The organism is Candidatus Obscuribacterales bacterium (assembly GCA_019744775.1).
Classification (GTDB): Bacteria; Cyanobacteriota; Vampirovibrionia; order Obscuribacterales; family Obscuribacteraceae; genus SBAT01.
This window is the reverse complement of sequence record JAIETZ010000003.1, coordinates 406,829-420,671: the sequence shown is the minus strand read 5'-3', so window position 1 is coordinate 420,671 and position 13,843 is coordinate 406,829. Positions and strand designations below refer to the sequence as shown.

Here is a 13,843-nt window from a genome sequence, read left to right as displayed (position 1 = left end):
TCAATCCAGTAACTTAGAACTTGTCTAGGCTACTGGACGCCTGAACTGATCGCACATTTGGCGATTCAAAATTCCATGGATGTTGAAAACGCTGGCAATCCGGTAATTAGGGCAGCGCTCCAAAACGATCTTCGAATGCGGTCTACCTATTCTGGCGCGTAATTCTTGAATATACGGCAACAGTCCCTGGAAATATCCTGGCCTATCTGCCAAAGGGATGCCGAGCAAATTCACGACAACGCTTTCTGTCGGTTCGCGCAATACTTGCATCACTTCATCAAAACTAGGAGCGCGTTTTGGTGTGCCCAACACTACGGCTCCCTGCAACTGTGAATAATCACCTTCCGGATCAATCAAACAAAATTGATAGCCGGCTTGCATCAAGTGTTCCAACACTCCCAAAGTCACAGTTGATTTGCCGCTACCCGAAGGTCCTGCCAGCAATACAACCGAACCATAAGCAGGAAGACAGACATTATTGCCGTCAGTCTTTTTACCAAATAGTATTTGATGACGGTCTACTTTGCCGTTTCCATTGCCTGTTACGTGAGCTAGGTCATTAGTCATAATGTTGTCGATTAGCTCAGCGACACCAGCCCCATGAGTAGCCTCTGTGACAAAATCAGCACGCTCTTTGAGCAGCGGCAAAGCATTTTGCACGGCAACGCCACATTCGCAATAGCTCAAGAGCGCGTGGTCGTTTTCGGCATCCCCTACACCAACTGTGTTGTGCTTGGACAATCCCAGTTCAGCAAGCGCTTCCTTTAAACCAGTCGCTTTTGTCACGCCCGGAGGCAAAACCATTACTGAACCCTTGTTAAACTCGACGTGCAACTCTAAACCAAGATCGCGAATGCTTTCTAAAATCGTTGTTTCATTCGGAGTCCAAGTAGAAACGATTGAACGGCCTACTTCTAATGGTTGCACGCCCTTTTCCTCAAGCATTTTGACAAACACTTCCGGTGTCGGCTCGTTTAGAATCACTTCTTCCCTAGTCGATGGACGATACAAAACAGCGCCGTTCTCGCATACGATCAAATCAAACACGTTGAATTCCGGAAAAGCAACAAACAAATCCTCTAATACTCTTCCAGTAACAAGAATCAATTTCCTTCCGGAACTCTTGAAGCGGCGCAAAGCCGAGACCGTCTTTTCATCGACGATTCCATGTGTAGCTATTGTTCCATCGTAATCGCATGCGAGCGCAAAGTATCGCATAGGACGTTACCTTATCTAGGTGTGATATCTATATAGCTATGCTTGGTCATGGGCACACTACCAGTTTTGCCAATTTCCTTTATATAGTCGGCAAGTTCCTTATACTCAGGCGGCAGCTCAGCGTCACGAAAAACTGCTTTATGAGTAGTACCATCCGTGGTTTCTATGATAAACACAACCTCATAGTCACCTATGGGACTAACTTCCACAACTTGATCGTGCTCCATAAGATTGGTTTCGTCAATCAAATGGCGCAGGTTGGCAAAAGCCTCCACCGACAAATCATCCGGTTTTAATTCGATATCGATAACACTTGGTGTTTGTGTCCCATTTTCAATATGCTCTATTCTCTTCAATTTCATCTCCCTCACCTCCGGCTTAATGTCTGGTGACTTCCAAGTAGGGCGCAATTGCTTTTTGAATTCTGGTTCTGGCGCGCGAAATGCGTGATTTAACGGTACCTATTTCTGTGCCGGTAATTGCTGCTATCTCTTCGTAAGCCAATCCCTGAAACTCACGAAGAACAATAGCAACACGGAATTGCTGCGGCAGGTCATTAACGGCTTCTTTGACTAATCCCATCAATTCCTGTCCTTCACAAATTTCTTCTGGTCCCGGCATAGTGGCAGCGATGTCACGCGTGCCTTCACGACGACGTTCGCTGTCAATTGGTTCATCAAGCGAAACTTCGCGCAGTCTTCTTGGACGCTTGCGCAGTTCCGCATAGAAGACATTTACAGCAATGTGCCTCAGCCAAGATTCAAACGCTTGTAAATTTCTCAAATCGCCAATCGAACACCATACTTTTATAAACACTTGTTGTACTAGATCAGAAATATCCCGCCAATCCGGCGCAAGGTGATACAGAAGTCCATAGACTTGACCTTCGTGACGCTTTACGAGTTCTTCAAAAGCTCGTTCATCGCCAGTACGGCTAGCAATAATCAATTCGAAATTATCCTTTTCGGAATATAACTTGTGATTATTAGTAGTAACAACAGGTACTGTATATGTTTCTGAATTAGTCGCGAGAAGACTCATAATAGTGTGCCTCCAAATACATGGGTCTAGTACGGGTCCCGTAAGCTGCAAGCACCCTATCAACTTGCATCTACACTTACTCAATTTAATTAGTGGACTGTTGAATTCAAACGGCTTGCAAGATGTTGTGTTGCCTTTTGTGCAGGCAATAACTCTTTGCGCACAACTGTTCTTGAATCCATATCTAGTTGTTCAATGTTGTCGTTATACTGTTGCGTCCCATACTCCTCGCCTCCTGCGAGAACAGCAACGACGGCTCGATCACCAAACAGAGCTGCGGTCCCTTCCACGAGCCCTGTCATTGTGCCCCATAGCCCTGAATCATCGCTGCTCATAGCACCGAGTTCAGCAATACGTTCTTTCAGTCTTGCCACTCTAATCGCGTGCGAATTGCGGCAATCTTCCAATGTAGGAATTAGACTAATGTCTTTTACTTTTTGAATGGCTTGATTGTAAGTTTCCACTGCAGAAATCTCTCCACACAAGAGAGAATTCAGTGCGGACACTTCACCGCCACGCAAATTCTTTTGCAGAATGTCTCTAGTAACCTGGCTCATTTCCCTATCCTCTTTTTTATATCTGCTTTCCAACACGCTTGTTGGAAAATGGTTTCTCGAATAAAGATGTTGGGCAGATATTCGTTCTCCCAACGTAGCCCCTAAACTCAAGTTTGCCACTTTACCAAGTGGTGGCAAGCATTTGAACCATATCCCTTAACTTTGACTGGGGTTACCCTATAAGATTTATGGTGGTAGCACCAACAATGACTATCCTGCTAGCTCTGCATAATAAGATTTGCCACTACTATATTTATGGGCCGCAGTAGCTTTATCAGCAAGCAATAGCGTAAATTTCTGCCACCAGTTGTCCAGCGTATTACCGCGAATTGCTTTTGTTAGCAATTGCATGCGCATGTCTCTTTCAACTTTGCTTATGTTCAAAGCAGTATTCATAGCATCTGCCATTTGTCCTGGTTGACGTGGATCAACAGGCACACAACCGTCTGCTAATTCCGCCCATGCGCCGGCACCAGATGATAGCGCCAATACTCCAGGCTCATCTTTCTGACACGCAATGTATTCTTTAGCAGTGAGATTCAGTCCATCGCGCAATGGATTTACCAGCATTACATTTGCATTTCTATAAAGCATCGACAATTCACCGCTGTTCAATGGCTGATCCAACCAGGTGATTGGACGCCAATCTTCTGTTTGCCACTCGTTGTTTACACAGCGCGAAAGCTGACGACACTCCACCCAATACTTATCAAATACGTCAATGCCGGCTCGAGTTCTTCCGCATACTTGCAAGAAGCGAACTTTTTCTTTCCATTGCGGGTGCATTCTAAAAAACAGATCTATAGCTTGCATGCGGTTGCTGACGCCCTTAGTAAAATCAGATCGGTCGACTGATAAAACCATAGGGGTTTTCCCTATAAGAACCTGAAGAAATTCTTTTTCTTGTTTGTCGGCAAGGCTGGACCAGAGATTGTAATTAATTCCTAGTGGTGCGGCAACTACCTTCTTGCGCAAATCACCTTTATAGTCGGGGACGTTTTGCTCAACGAAGGCGACGAAATTGTCGACGTATTCTTGCGTATGAAAGCCGATGATGTCGGCATAAAGCATCGGGCGAACAATGTCGACAATCGCCAATACATGATGCTCCTCGACTTTCTTCGGCCAAGGAATATGCCAGAACAACGCCGAGACAGCGTGTCCATCTTGTTTCAAGAGCATCGGCATTCCAGCCAATTGGTAGTCGTGAATAAAGCAACCTTGCTGCAATTCATTTGCCGATGTTTTTATAATTGCCGGTGCGAACAAGCGATTGAACGCTTTGTAGTGTTTGCGATCTTCCATACGATATGTCGCATAGGCGGACAGGTCGTGCATAACCGGCCACAAAAAGTCGTTGCAGTATCTGTAGTGACCATTGATTATGTCCTGATCAACCACAGCAAGTGTTTCAGATTTGCTGTCTTTCCCTCTAGAAACGGAAAGAGCATTATCTGAAACAAACCACCAGTTTCCATTATTTTCGTCCTTCTCCCAAACCTTCGTCATGGCATTGGATAACCCGCCGGCCATCCCGGGTCCCCTATAAGACACGATGTTCATGGCGATTCTCCATACGAATCTGATAGACGCTTCGCACGTTAGATGCTCGCGTCTAATGTTTGTTTCTCGCCAAGAGGCAAATTTAACTATTTAGTAATAAGTATTAGAGTGCAAACTGATAACGACTAAGTGCATACAGTTGCTACTGAAGAGCTATCATGAAGATGGAGTCAGGCTTCTGGAATTTCGGTTTGAGAAGTTTATGTTATGAACGGGCTCTATTGAGTTAATCAGTAATATGATTTTCCATAGGAACTCATGAGATTAACGCGTTTAAAGGCAGGCGGAACACTATGTTTGGCAACAAAAATAAGGGACTGAAAGAAGAGGACATCCTCAACGCACTCCGCAAGGTCGAAGACCCGGATTTGCACATAGATATCGTCACCCTCAATATGGTCTCTGATATCAAAATCAATCTGCCAAAGGTGTTCTTCAAGCTAACCCTGACAACACCGGCTTGCCCGCTCAAAGAGAAAATCGAGCACGACTGCCGTGAAGCTTTGCTCAAACTAGACGGCGTTGAAGAAGTGGAAATGGAATCCACAGCATCAGTTGCATCCGGACGCAAAGTCCAAGGTCGCGAACCGGTTGAAGGCATCAAACAAATCATCGCCATCACATCAGGCAAAGGCGGCGTCGGCAAATCGACAGTAACGTTGAACTTAGCTGCTGCGCTTACTCACCTCGGCGCCAAAGTCGGCATTCTCGATGCAGATATAACCGCGCCAAATATTCCTGCGATGATGGGACTCGATGGCTATGAGCCACAAGGTCGCAACAACAGAATTATGCCTGCCGAAAAGCACGGCATCAAATGCATCTCAATGGCATTTTTCGTCTCGAAAGACACACCAATTATTTGGCGTGGTCCAATGCTCGACAAAGCCATTCGTCAATTCTTGCGTGATGTTGAATGGGGCGAACTAGATTACTTATTAGTCGACTTGCCACCAGGCACGGGTGACGCACAATTGAGCATCAGCCAAGCAACCAACCTAACAGGTGGCGTCATTGTCACAACTCCGCAAGACATTGCATTGCTTGATGGACGCAAAGGCTTAGCCATGTTCCAACAAATGCAAATCCCAGTATTGGGCTTTGTCGAAAACATGAGCTACTTCCACTGCCCGCACTGCGAAGGTCGCACCGACATCTTCAACCACGGCGGCGGAAAAGCACTCGCTGAAGAAGTTGGCGTACCATTTTTAGGTGAAGTACCGCTCGATATAGCCGTCAGAGAAGGCGGCGACAACGGAATGCCTATCACATCGCTGGACATCAACCACCCAGTCTCGCAAGCATTTCTCAACGTAGCTAAGCAAATGGCTGCCCAAGTCAGCATCGCCAGCCTCAAGTCCCCGGTAGCTGCTGGCAACAGCTAGTTCGCTTCATCTAATTAACTTTCAAGACCCCGATATATCAGGCTATGATATTGGGCGGATTGCTTGGCGGAGACGCTCATCATGCTCCAGACTCTTGATATTCGGGATTTTGCGCTGATCGAACACATCAGCGTGGACTTTAGCGCCGGCTTGAATGTTTTAACCGGCGAAACCGGTGCCGGTAAGTCGATCATCATTGATGCCCTAAGCGCCGTCTTAGGTGCCAAGGCTGGTCCGAACCTGATTCGTAATGGCGCAGAAAAAGCAACGATAGAGGCTACATTTAAATCGAGCCCTCAAGTATCTGCTTGGCTGAAAGCTAATGAGCTTGTTGATGAAGAAGTTTCGGAGCTTGTCGTCTATCGAGAAATAAACAAAACAGGATCGCGCAGTCGCGTTAATGGCACACCTGTCAATTCTTCAATATTGCAAGAACTCAAACAATATCTTTTGACTCTGCACGCGCAGCACGAAGCAAGAACTCTCATGTTGCCTCAATATCAACTCGCCATGTTGGATGCTTTAGGCGACACCAAACATCAGCAAGTGCAAGACAAAGTAAAGACGCTCTACACTCGCTGGAAAGATTTAAAAGAAAGTCTGGAAGAACAAAACCTAAGTAATGCCGAACGCGAGAAGCGTCTTGATTTTGCTCGCTTTCAACTTGCAGAACTACTCGAAGCGGCTCTTACAACTGCTGACGAAGACGAGAAGCTCGAAGGTCAATGCCGCATCCTAGCCAATGTCGCCGACCTAGATGGTGCTGTCAGCAACGCATACGGCTATATAAAAGGATCGGAATCGGAAGATGCTAGCCCGATTATCGATCTCTTGCAGAAAGCCATTTCTGAAGTTAAGCAAGCTGCGGATTTAGATCCTGAGCTTTCATCAGTAATTGAACCGCTTACTTCATCTCTAGATCTTATTGAAGAAGCCGGTCGCGATTTGCGTCGCTACAGAGACACACTTGATACTGATCCGGAGCATCTTGCATCAATAGAATCTCGTCTTGGTGTTCTCACAACAATCAAACGCAAATACGGACCATCGCTGACAGAAGCAATTGCCAAACGCGATGAATTGCAGACAGAAATTGATCGTCTGGAAAATTCGGATGCAACACTTGATCAATTGAATGCAGAAATTGCCAAACTGGACCGCGAGCTAAATAAGACATGTTCAGAGCTATCAACAAAGCGCCAAGCTATCGCTAAGTCATTTACAGCTTCTATCCTTTCCGACTTACAGGAAATGGGCATGGAGCGCTGCCAATTCGAGGCTTCATTTACTGCCGCTAATCTTGGTCCATCCGGCACCGACAAAGTGGAGTTCTTAATCGCCCCCAACCCAGGTCAGCCACTGATGCCGGTCGCCAAAATAGCCTCCGGTGGAGAGCTTTCCCGGGTAATGCTAGCGATAAAAGCCCGTCTGGCTGCCGCTGACGAGGTCTCCTGCGTCATATTCGACGAAATAGACACCGGTCTGTCGGGCAGAGTCTTACAAGCCATGCGCGACAAACTGGCTGCCCTAGCCGCTTCTCACCAAATCCTTTGTATAACCCACCAGCCGATTATCGCCTCGGTGGCTAATAGCCATGTCCTCGTATCGAAGCAGCAGACCAAAGACAAGACTTCCGTACATGTTGAGATTCTTAACGACGAAAAACGCCTCAAGTCCCTAGCCGCAATGGCGTCTGGAAAAGAGGACGAGACCACGGCTTTAGCCTTTGCCCAAAGTCTCATCGACCAGGCCGCTCAAATTAGACCTATATAACGCTCCGACTTCGGCTGCGCCTACGTCTTCGCTAGCCATCCGGCTTTCCACGCTCCACTCCGCATTGCTCCTCGCAACGCTTCGTTCTCGCTGTTGCTTGCTATCTTTAAAAGCCAGCTAATCGAGGCTACAGCTAAGCTTCCAGAGAATGCCAAGGTTGTGCTAAGATCTCTCTTCGCCTTATTGGGGCGTCGCCAAGTGGTAAGGCACCTGGTTTTGGTCCAGGCACTCAGAGGTTCGAATCCTTTCGCCCCAGGTTCGCCTTTCTGGTTTTCAACCCGACCAGAAAATAAGAGCTTCCTCTTGCATCAGAATGCAAGAAGCGAAGCAAGGGTTGTGATGAACAATCCGCTGCGCAGCGGACACCGGTTGCCGGAAGGCAAGCGAATGTGCAGTAAAGCGAAGCGGAACGAAACAGGAGCGTTACATCATGGAAAAATTCAAGCTCAAGCTTGAGTCACGTCACACAAAGAATCCCATCGCCACTCGTCGCGATGGAAAGATTCCTGCCACCATTTATGGTCCAGGTATAGATTCGGAATCTGTGCAGATAGACAGCAAAGAATTCTCGCGCTTGCCACATGCAGCTTATTCGCACATCATCGAATTGACCGGTCAAGACAAACCAGTCAACGCCATCATTCGTAATGTGCAGCGCAAGGCAACCACAGCCCAAGTGTTGAACATCGAGTTCTATCGTGTAAGCAACGATCGTAAGTTGACGGTACAAGTACCGTTGAAGTTTGTTGGCACTTCGCCAGCCGTTGGTCTTGGTGGTCTCTTGCAAGAGAACTACCAAGAAGCCGAAATCGAGTGCTTCCCATCAGACATTCCTGACTTCATCGAAGTCGACTTGTCGCTCATCGAACAACTCGATCATGGTATTCACTTCTCCGAGTTGTCGGTCTCTAACAAGATCAAGATCCTCAACCCGGCCGATGAGATCGTCGTAAGAGTTGTAACACCACGTGCTGTTCCGACTCCGGAAGAAGAAGCCAAAGCAGCAGCCGCAGCAGGTGGCGCAGCCGCTCCAGAAGCAGCAGCCGCACCGGCAGCAGCCAAAGAGAAAGAAGCAGCACCAGCAGCCAAGTAATCTGGGCAAGCTTCTCAAAGACAACCAAAGAGCGCTATCGACCACAAGCGATAGCGCTCTTTCTTATTTGGATTCCGACAACAAATCCGGTATGTGTTCCTGACGACTATGCCAAATTGTCACTCCGGCAAACAAGCCTGCGCCAATACATGCGCCAGCTATAAACATCTTTGGTTCGCTTGTCACCATCAAAAACAAGCGTGCGCCAACCAAGCTACCGGCAACTATTGCAGCTGCAACTCTAGCGGCCAGTACTCGACTGCTTAACGAGACCAGCGCGAAGTAAGCCCCTATGAAAATTCCCAATCCAGAACCATAACGAGCAGCACCAATAAAAGTCAGGTTGTACCACTTGAGCATGCTTTCAATTTGTCCAAGCAATGAACTTGGATCATAAGTACGCATAGCATCTTCTGCAATTTTTACAGCACGCAATTGATCAATCATTGCTTGTTGATTGTAGACACCGAATTGACGCATTGCCTCAATTGCCGTCCATATACACGCCATCACCAATGTCGACATCGCGATGTAGATGATCGCTGTTATCACACTTGCAAAAATATCGGTAATAGTTCGATTCATTTGTGCGCCTCATTTGCAATCTGTCTCAGCAGCTTAAGCGCCTGCCCATTTTTGGCTTCCATTTGCAAAACAAGCTCAGCTGATTGCCGCGCCTTGGCATAATCCTTCTTGTGAAAATACAGTTCGGCTAATGCAATATGTCCCGGCACATACGTCGGCGACAAACGCAATGCATTGACTAAAAGTTTCTCCGCCTTATCATTCTCATTCCGTTGACTGTACAGATATGACAAACCAACTTTCGCTTCAACCAGATCCGGTCTCATCGCAAGCGCATGATTCCAGGCATCTTCTGCGTCCTTCTTCTTATTTTGAATCCAGTAGATTGTTCCTAACTGATGCCATGCCATCGCAAAAGCAGGCTTAAAAGTCAGAGCAGTGCGATAGTCTTGTATCGCTTCTTCCAACTGCCCATCTCTCACGGCTTTATTACCGGCATTATATGAATAGTTGACTATCGCATTTCTGCCCAGCACAGTGACAATGCCTATTGCCACAACTGCTGAATACAAAGTTCTGAAAATCTTCTTCTGCTTGTTTATCTCTCTGGTTTCTTCTCGCAACGGAGAATGTCCAAGCAAAACTGGCAATCCATTAGGAGCAATTCCAAATGCCTTCTTAGATGCGAATGAAACAAGTGCTTCGAATTGCTCTTTGGTAAACCAAAGAGACGGAACAACTTGCGCACCACCTTTGACCCACTTACCTTTCTCTTCATACTTCGGCATGTAAATCATCAGACGCATAACTGGCGTTTTCATGAAAAACACTTCTCGAATAGTCTCGAGACTATCAACACCAAGTGCGCCAATCCAACTCCAACGAATTTTCTTACTGAATCGAGACAGACGAATACCCGTGCTGTCAACAACAATTGGTCCGGCAATCAACAATGCTACTTTGAGTACAAAGAACAAACCCATAGTCCAAAGCATTGCTGCCGAAAGCCACAAGCCAATCACCCGCACGAACCAGTGAATGAAATCCGGCACCGAAGGAATTAGCGCAATCGCATCAGGCAAGCACATAAACGTCGCCACGATGAATGAACTACCTACTGCAACCGCAAAGCAAGCTCCATCATTTTGTCTTAGCTGATACTTTTCCGACAAACAGTCACCTCAATTCCCTCCAGTATATCTCGCGGATTGGACGCAAATAACTGTCGCCTGCGTTCTTGTAGGGGCGCATTGCATGCGCCCTAATACTCACCCCGCCAGAAAATTTCACTTGACTTCGTGCCGCATCCCGCTTACAGTATTCTCGCCGTGGGCACTTTAGCCCATTTCAGCGGCTTTTACCAAAAGACAATTAAATAGGGGGTTTTCTGTATGAAACATACAGGGAGTCCGATTGTGCCTGCTCTGGCAGGCATATATGGCTTGGCTGTGCCTTGTGCACATGCCGACAATGTAGATGCGACCGTTATACAAGGTGTAAACACAGCGGGCACTGTGCGCGTCAACATGCTTGCAAATCTTGAAGCATTGTTGAACATACTGGCCAATGGCTGCGAGATTGTCCTCATTGCAGTCGGCATAGTTTTGCTCTACAAGTCCGTCAAAGTCTTTTTTGCCACCAAGCGAGTATCCAAATCTACAATCCTTGCTGCGTTTGTGTTTATCGCAAGTGGTCTTCTGACGCCAGGGAGTATCAACTTCTTTGTTGCCGGCTGTCGTGATGCCGGACTATTCAGTTAGGAGTATTACATGTCACAAAAAATCGTTTTCAGACTTTCATTACTTGCCGGGCTGTTGCTGACTCTCGCCATTCCAGCATTGGCAACTAATTCGGCTACCGTCATTGGCCCCACCGATTCCGCTACAGTCGTTACTGGAATTAATACCGCAGGAACAGTTCGAGTAAATAGTCTAGGTTGCCTGGTGTCTCTCGTTAACATATTCGTCAATGGATATGAAATCGTGGGATTAATTACAGCAGCCTCTATTTTCACGACAGTAGCCAGAATCTGGGTTACTAACAAGCAGCTATCAAAGGGACGACTAGTCACCGGTGCGCTTTTTGCAATTAGCGCCCTCAGTTCACCATCGACCGTTGACTATCTGCTTACAGCCGCTCGCGATGCGAACCTCTTTTCGTAAATATCGAAGGAAAAATATGGATACCACCACAAACATTGTTGTCGTCAGAACTATGAATCTGTCCAATCTAGAAGCCCTGTTGAATATCGTTGCCAACTTCGCCGAACTAATCGGCATCACAGGCGGCATACTTCTGATCATTTCATTCTGTCGCCACTATACAAAAAACAAAACCTTGGCGATCTTTCGCCTTAAGCTAGCCCTCGTCTTTATAGCAAGCGGACTATCCACACCGGGCACAGTCAACTATCTCGTTGCGACCGCTCGCGATGCCAATCTCTTTTCTTAACTCTCAAGGAGCATTCACATGGAACCGAATCCTGCCGGCATGGTACGTGTTAACAATCTTGCCCATCTGGAAGCATTACTGAAGACGGTCGGGCATGGTGCCGAAATAGTTGGGGTAGCGTTGGGAATCTTATTCTTAGTGCTAACTTTTAGGATTTACAGAGAAAGCAAAAAGAAAGCGATCATCAACCTTGTGGTCTCTGTACTTGTTACAGTAATTGGACTAAGCATTCCTGGTTTCTTCGATTGGTTGGTTGCATCCCCTCGCGATGAGAGCTTCTTCTCATGAACAACAGCAGATACATTCTCCATCCTCTATTAGATATTCTCTTTGCTTGCGGAGGTTTGATGTGGCTTCTCTTTGCCGCTCAGATGTTCACACATGGCACAACAATTGCACCATCTGCGGTCACTGTGCTGATGGTTGGCGTAATCGGCAGCATATTTCTTAGCGAAACACACACGGCAGCCGGACTAGTTCAGATTTATTCGGATAAGTCAGCTAAAAGCCCTGCTTCTTTTATGCGCAAAGCATTAGTCATCTTCTCATTGCTCGCACTCACTTGTTTGTTAATTCGGGATATCATCCCCCTTCTATCAAAACTATATTTACTTCTTGCAGTACAGCACTTCACGGGGCAAAGCTATGGTCTTTTTCTCTTGTATTGTCTGAAAAACAACTACTTCCTTGGTTCCAAACAAAAGTTCGTCATAAAAGCACTTATGCAATCGACAATGTGCTTTGCCATTCTGCAACAACTGACTTTTCGTGATTGGGCACCGGAGAGCTTTCTCAATATAAGCCTGCCTAGTTGGCCATTCCTACCACGTATCTTCTTTGACCTTTCAACAGCGGCACTAGTAGTTTCAATCATTGCTTTTCTCTGCGTTTTAATTCACAAGTTTCAAACTGAGAAGAAACTGCTGCCATTGCCTGCTTGCCTATTAGCGATGACTACCCTAGCCATTTTCATTTGCAGCAAAGACATTGCCGGCGCACTTTGGCTCTATGTACCGGCGTTCTTTCATGGCAGTCAGTACTTGGTTGTCACCATATCAAAACAGTTGAAGTCACCGTCAGAGCCCGGCAAGTCTTTAATATCGACGGTAGGTAATTACTACGGACAACTTCTCGTTATTGCGTTGTTAATTTACCTCTGTATTCCCAAGTTACTTACCAATTTAGGAATCGATGCGTCAGTAGCTTTCATTTCCGTATTTCTAGCTATAAATATGCATCACATGCTCACCGATCATGTCATCTGGAAACTACGCAAACCGGAAGTGCGTGAAGCGTTGGTCTAATTGCGTCATTCTGAGGAGCAGCGCGACGAAGAATCTCACTAGTTAAAGACGTGAGATTCTTCTCTCCCTACGGTCGCTCAGCATGACAATAGTCGGTAGCATTAATCCTGCTTGACAAGCGGGGTTTTTGCCGGTAGAGTCATCATCCGTTCAATTGAGGAAGGTCGGTTGACATAACACGTTTACGTGGACAAATTAGTTTTTCGCGTGGTTAGCGGGAAGCCCATATTTTGTCGCGGTTCAAAAACATATTCGAGGACGCACATAAGCGCCCCGATATTACACGAGGAAAATGCCCATGAAGAATGTTTCTTTGGCTCTGATTCTTGTCGTCCAAGTGATACCACTAGCACTTCCGGCAGCACATGCTGAAGGATTTAGAATACGGAAAGATTCACTTGAACAAGTAGACTGGTTTCACGGTAAAAGACAAGCGCAAATAGTTGATGACGATATGGAAGTACATGACCTTCGCCGAAGACCCACTTCTTCGCCGTACGTTGAAATTCAACTTGCTCCTCTCGATACGGCTCCCGGATATGCTGCGAGAGGTGCGGCTGGATTGGACCGTGAAAGCTCAATTCCTGCAGGTGGATTACGCATCGGCAACGGCCCAGGCACCTCGGCCCCGCCGGCATGGAAAACAAGTCTTCCCGAATCTGGATTTGGTCAGTCGTACATCCCTTCTCGACGGATGTCGATGCCGAATCTTCAGCCGGGCTACAACACCGGCGTTCATGCCAATCTCATGAGGCAACCCAAAGCTGAGACTTCATATCCAACGCGATTAGCCAACCGCGGTGATTATATAAAACCACCAGTAAAATCATACTCCAGTTACAACTCAGCAGTTAATGGTACAACCCAGTACAATTACAGAGCAGATGTTCACGGACAAATAAAACGCGGCAGTCTCATATTCAGCAAGTAGAG

Annotated in this window: 16 protein-coding genes and 1 tRNA gene; 10 read left to right on the top strand and 7 right to left on the bottom strand. The window is 46.7% G+C overall.

What is annotated here, in order from left to right; genetic code table 11:
- Positions 1 to 24: 24 nt before the first annotated feature.
- The 5 genes from K2Y22_08630 to K2Y22_08610 form a co-directional block, all read right to left on the bottom strand.
- Complete coding sequence (locus K2Y22_08630) at positions 25 to 1,218, bottom strand: HAD family hydrolase (GenBank protein ID MBX9878510.1); 1,194 nt, start codon at positions 1,216 to 1,218, stop codon at positions 25 to 27.
- A gap of 11 nt (positions 1,219 to 1,229) precedes the next feature.
- Positions 1,230 to 1,580: a hypothetical protein gene (locus K2Y22_08625; protein MBX9878509.1), complete on the bottom strand. Its 351-nt coding sequence runs from the start codon at positions 1,578 to 1,580 to the stop codon at positions 1,230 to 1,232.
- Between the two features lie 16 nt (positions 1,581 to 1,596).
- Positions 1,597 to 2,259, bottom strand: coding sequence for a sigma-70 family RNA polymerase sigma factor (locus tag K2Y22_08620; GenBank protein MBX9878508.1), 663 nt, complete (start codon positions 2,257 to 2,259; stop codon positions 1,597 to 1,599).
- Positions 2,260 to 2,348: 89 nt separating this feature from the next.
- Entirely contained in the window at positions 2,349 to 2,816 is a 468-nt protein-coding gene (locus K2Y22_08615) for a PA2169 family four-helix-bundle protein (GenBank protein MBX9878507.1), read from the bottom strand.
- Positions 2,817 to 3,026: 210 nt separating this feature from the next.
- The gene (locus tag K2Y22_08610) at positions 3,027 to 4,379 is read right to left on the bottom strand and encodes a trehalose-6-phosphate synthase (protein ID MBX9878506.1); all 1,353 of its coding nucleotides are present in this window, start codon (positions 4,377 to 4,379) and stop codon (positions 3,027 to 3,029) included.
- A gap of 293 nt (positions 4,380 to 4,672) precedes the next feature.
- Between K2Y22_08610 and K2Y22_08605 the strand changes: the two genes are divergently transcribed.
- The 4 genes from K2Y22_08605 (at position 4,673) to K2Y22_08590 (ending at position 8,630) form a co-directional block, all read left to right on the top strand.
- Complete coding sequence (locus K2Y22_08605) at positions 4,673 to 5,764, top strand: Mrp/NBP35 family ATP-binding protein (GenBank protein ID MBX9878505.1); 1,092 nt, start codon at positions 4,673 to 4,675, stop codon at positions 5,762 to 5,764.
- A gap of 81 nt (positions 5,765 to 5,845) precedes the next feature.
- Positions 5,846 to 7,537, top strand: a complete 1,692-nt coding sequence (recN, locus tag K2Y22_08600) for a DNA repair protein RecN (GenBank protein ID MBX9878504.1) — start codon at positions 5,846 to 5,848, stop codon at positions 7,535 to 7,537.
- A 184-nt stretch (positions 7,538 to 7,721) separates the two neighbouring features.
- A tRNA-Gln gene (locus tag K2Y22_08595) sits at positions 7,722 to 7,793 on the top strand.
- A 174-nt stretch (positions 7,794 to 7,967) separates the two neighbouring features.
- Positions 7,968 to 8,630, top strand: a complete 663-nt coding sequence (locus K2Y22_08590; protein MBX9878503.1) for a 50S ribosomal protein L25 — start codon at positions 7,968 to 7,970, stop codon at positions 8,628 to 8,630.
- 63 nt (positions 8,631 to 8,693) lie between these two features.
- Here K2Y22_08590 and K2Y22_08585 read toward each other — a convergent pair whose 3' ends face one another.
- Together K2Y22_08585 and K2Y22_08580 are read right to left on the bottom strand one after the other, a co-directional pair.
- Positions 8,694 to 9,215, bottom strand: coding sequence for a hypothetical protein (locus tag K2Y22_08585; protein MBX9878502.1), 522 nt, complete (start codon positions 9,213 to 9,215; stop codon positions 8,694 to 8,696).
- The gene (locus K2Y22_08580; GenBank protein ID MBX9878501.1) at positions 9,212 to 10,327 is read right to left on the bottom strand and encodes a tetratricopeptide repeat protein; all 1,116 of its coding nucleotides are present in this window, start codon (positions 10,325 to 10,327) and stop codon (positions 9,212 to 9,214) included. The genes K2Y22_08585 and K2Y22_08580 overlap by 4 nt, the downstream gene beginning before the upstream one ends.
- A 219-nt stretch (positions 10,328 to 10,546) precedes the next feature.
- Here K2Y22_08580 and K2Y22_08575 point away from each other — a divergent pair, with 219 nt between their 5' ends.
- The 6 genes from K2Y22_08575 (at position 10,547) to K2Y22_08550 (ending at position 13,841) form a co-directional block, all read left to right on the top strand.
- Entirely contained in the window at positions 10,547 to 10,915 is a 369-nt protein-coding gene (locus tag K2Y22_08575) for a hypothetical protein (GenBank protein ID MBX9878500.1), read from the top strand.
- A gap of 9 nt (positions 10,916 to 10,924) precedes the next feature.
- Positions 10,925 to 11,317 (top strand): hypothetical protein, encoded by a 393-nt coding sequence (locus K2Y22_08570; GenBank protein ID MBX9878499.1) that lies wholly within the window; start codon positions 10,925 to 10,927, stop codon positions 11,315 to 11,317.
- 16 nt (positions 11,318 to 11,333) lie between these two features.
- Positions 11,334 to 11,606 (top strand): hypothetical protein, encoded by a 273-nt coding sequence (locus K2Y22_08565; GenBank protein MBX9878498.1) that lies wholly within the window; start codon positions 11,334 to 11,336, stop codon positions 11,604 to 11,606.
- Positions 11,607 to 11,624: 18 nt separating this feature from the next.
- Complete coding sequence (locus tag K2Y22_08560) at positions 11,625 to 11,894, top strand: hypothetical protein (protein MBX9878497.1); 270 nt, start codon at positions 11,625 to 11,627, stop codon at positions 11,892 to 11,894.
- The gene (locus K2Y22_08555; protein ID MBX9878496.1) at positions 11,891 to 12,910 is read left to right on the top strand and encodes a hypothetical protein; all 1,020 of its coding nucleotides are present in this window, start codon (positions 11,891 to 11,893) and stop codon (positions 12,908 to 12,910) included. Before K2Y22_08560 ends, K2Y22_08555 begins: the two co-directional genes overlap by 4 nt.
- A gap of 298 nt (positions 12,911 to 13,208) precedes the next feature.
- On the top strand, positions 13,209 to 13,841 hold the full coding sequence (locus K2Y22_08550; protein ID MBX9878495.1) for a hypothetical protein: 633 nt from the start codon (positions 13,209 to 13,211) through the stop codon (positions 13,839 to 13,841).
- Positions 13,842 to 13,843 lie beyond the last annotated feature (2 nt).

What these genes read in the sequence shown, in the direction of transcription:
- K2Y22_08630 (MBX9878510.1), bottom strand. Translation starts at nt 1,218, where the DNA reads ATGCGATACTTTGCGCTCGCATGCGATTACGATGGAACAATAGCTACA.
- K2Y22_08625 (MBX9878509.1), bottom strand. Translation starts at nt 1,580, where the DNA reads ATGAAATTGAAGAGAATAGAGCATATTGAAAATGGGACACAAACACCA.
- K2Y22_08620 (MBX9878508.1), bottom strand. Translation starts at nt 2,259, where the DNA reads ATGAGTCTTCTCGCGACTAATTCAGAAACATATACAGTACCTGTTGTT.
- K2Y22_08615 (MBX9878507.1), bottom strand. Translation starts at nt 2,816, where the DNA reads ATGAGCCAGGTTACTAGAGACATTCTGCAAAAGAATTTGCGTGGCGGT.
- K2Y22_08610 (MBX9878506.1), bottom strand. Translation starts at nt 4,379, where the DNA reads ATGAACATCGTGTCTTATAGGGGACCCGGGATGGCCGGCGGGTTATCC.
- K2Y22_08605 (MBX9878505.1), top strand. Translation starts at nt 4,673, where the DNA reads ATGTTTGGCAACAAAAATAAGGGACTGAAAGAAGAGGACATCCTCAAC.
- recN (MBX9878504.1), top strand. Translation starts at nt 5,846, where the DNA reads ATGCTCCAGACTCTTGATATTCGGGATTTTGCGCTGATCGAACACATC.
- K2Y22_08590 (MBX9878503.1), top strand. Translation starts at nt 7,968, where the DNA reads ATGGAAAAATTCAAGCTCAAGCTTGAGTCACGTCACACAAAGAATCCC.
- K2Y22_08585 (MBX9878502.1), bottom strand. Translation starts at nt 9,215, where the DNA reads ATGAATCGAACTATTACCGATATTTTTGCAAGTGTGATAACAGCGATC.
- K2Y22_08575 (MBX9878500.1), top strand. Translation starts at nt 10,547, where the DNA reads ATGAAACATACAGGGAGTCCGATTGTGCCTGCTCTGGCAGGCATATAT.
- K2Y22_08570 (MBX9878499.1), top strand. Translation starts at nt 10,925, where the DNA reads ATGTCACAAAAAATCGTTTTCAGACTTTCATTACTTGCCGGGCTGTTG.
- K2Y22_08565 (MBX9878498.1), top strand. Translation starts at nt 11,334, where the DNA reads ATGGATACCACCACAAACATTGTTGTCGTCAGAACTATGAATCTGTCC.
- K2Y22_08560 (MBX9878497.1), top strand. Translation starts at nt 11,625, where the DNA reads ATGGAACCGAATCCTGCCGGCATGGTACGTGTTAACAATCTTGCCCAT.
- K2Y22_08555 (MBX9878496.1), top strand. Translation starts at nt 11,891, where the DNA reads ATGAACAACAGCAGATACATTCTCCATCCTCTATTAGATATTCTCTTT.
- K2Y22_08550 (MBX9878495.1), top strand. Translation starts at nt 13,209, where the DNA reads ATGAAGAATGTTTCTTTGGCTCTGATTCTTGTCGTCCAAGTGATACCA.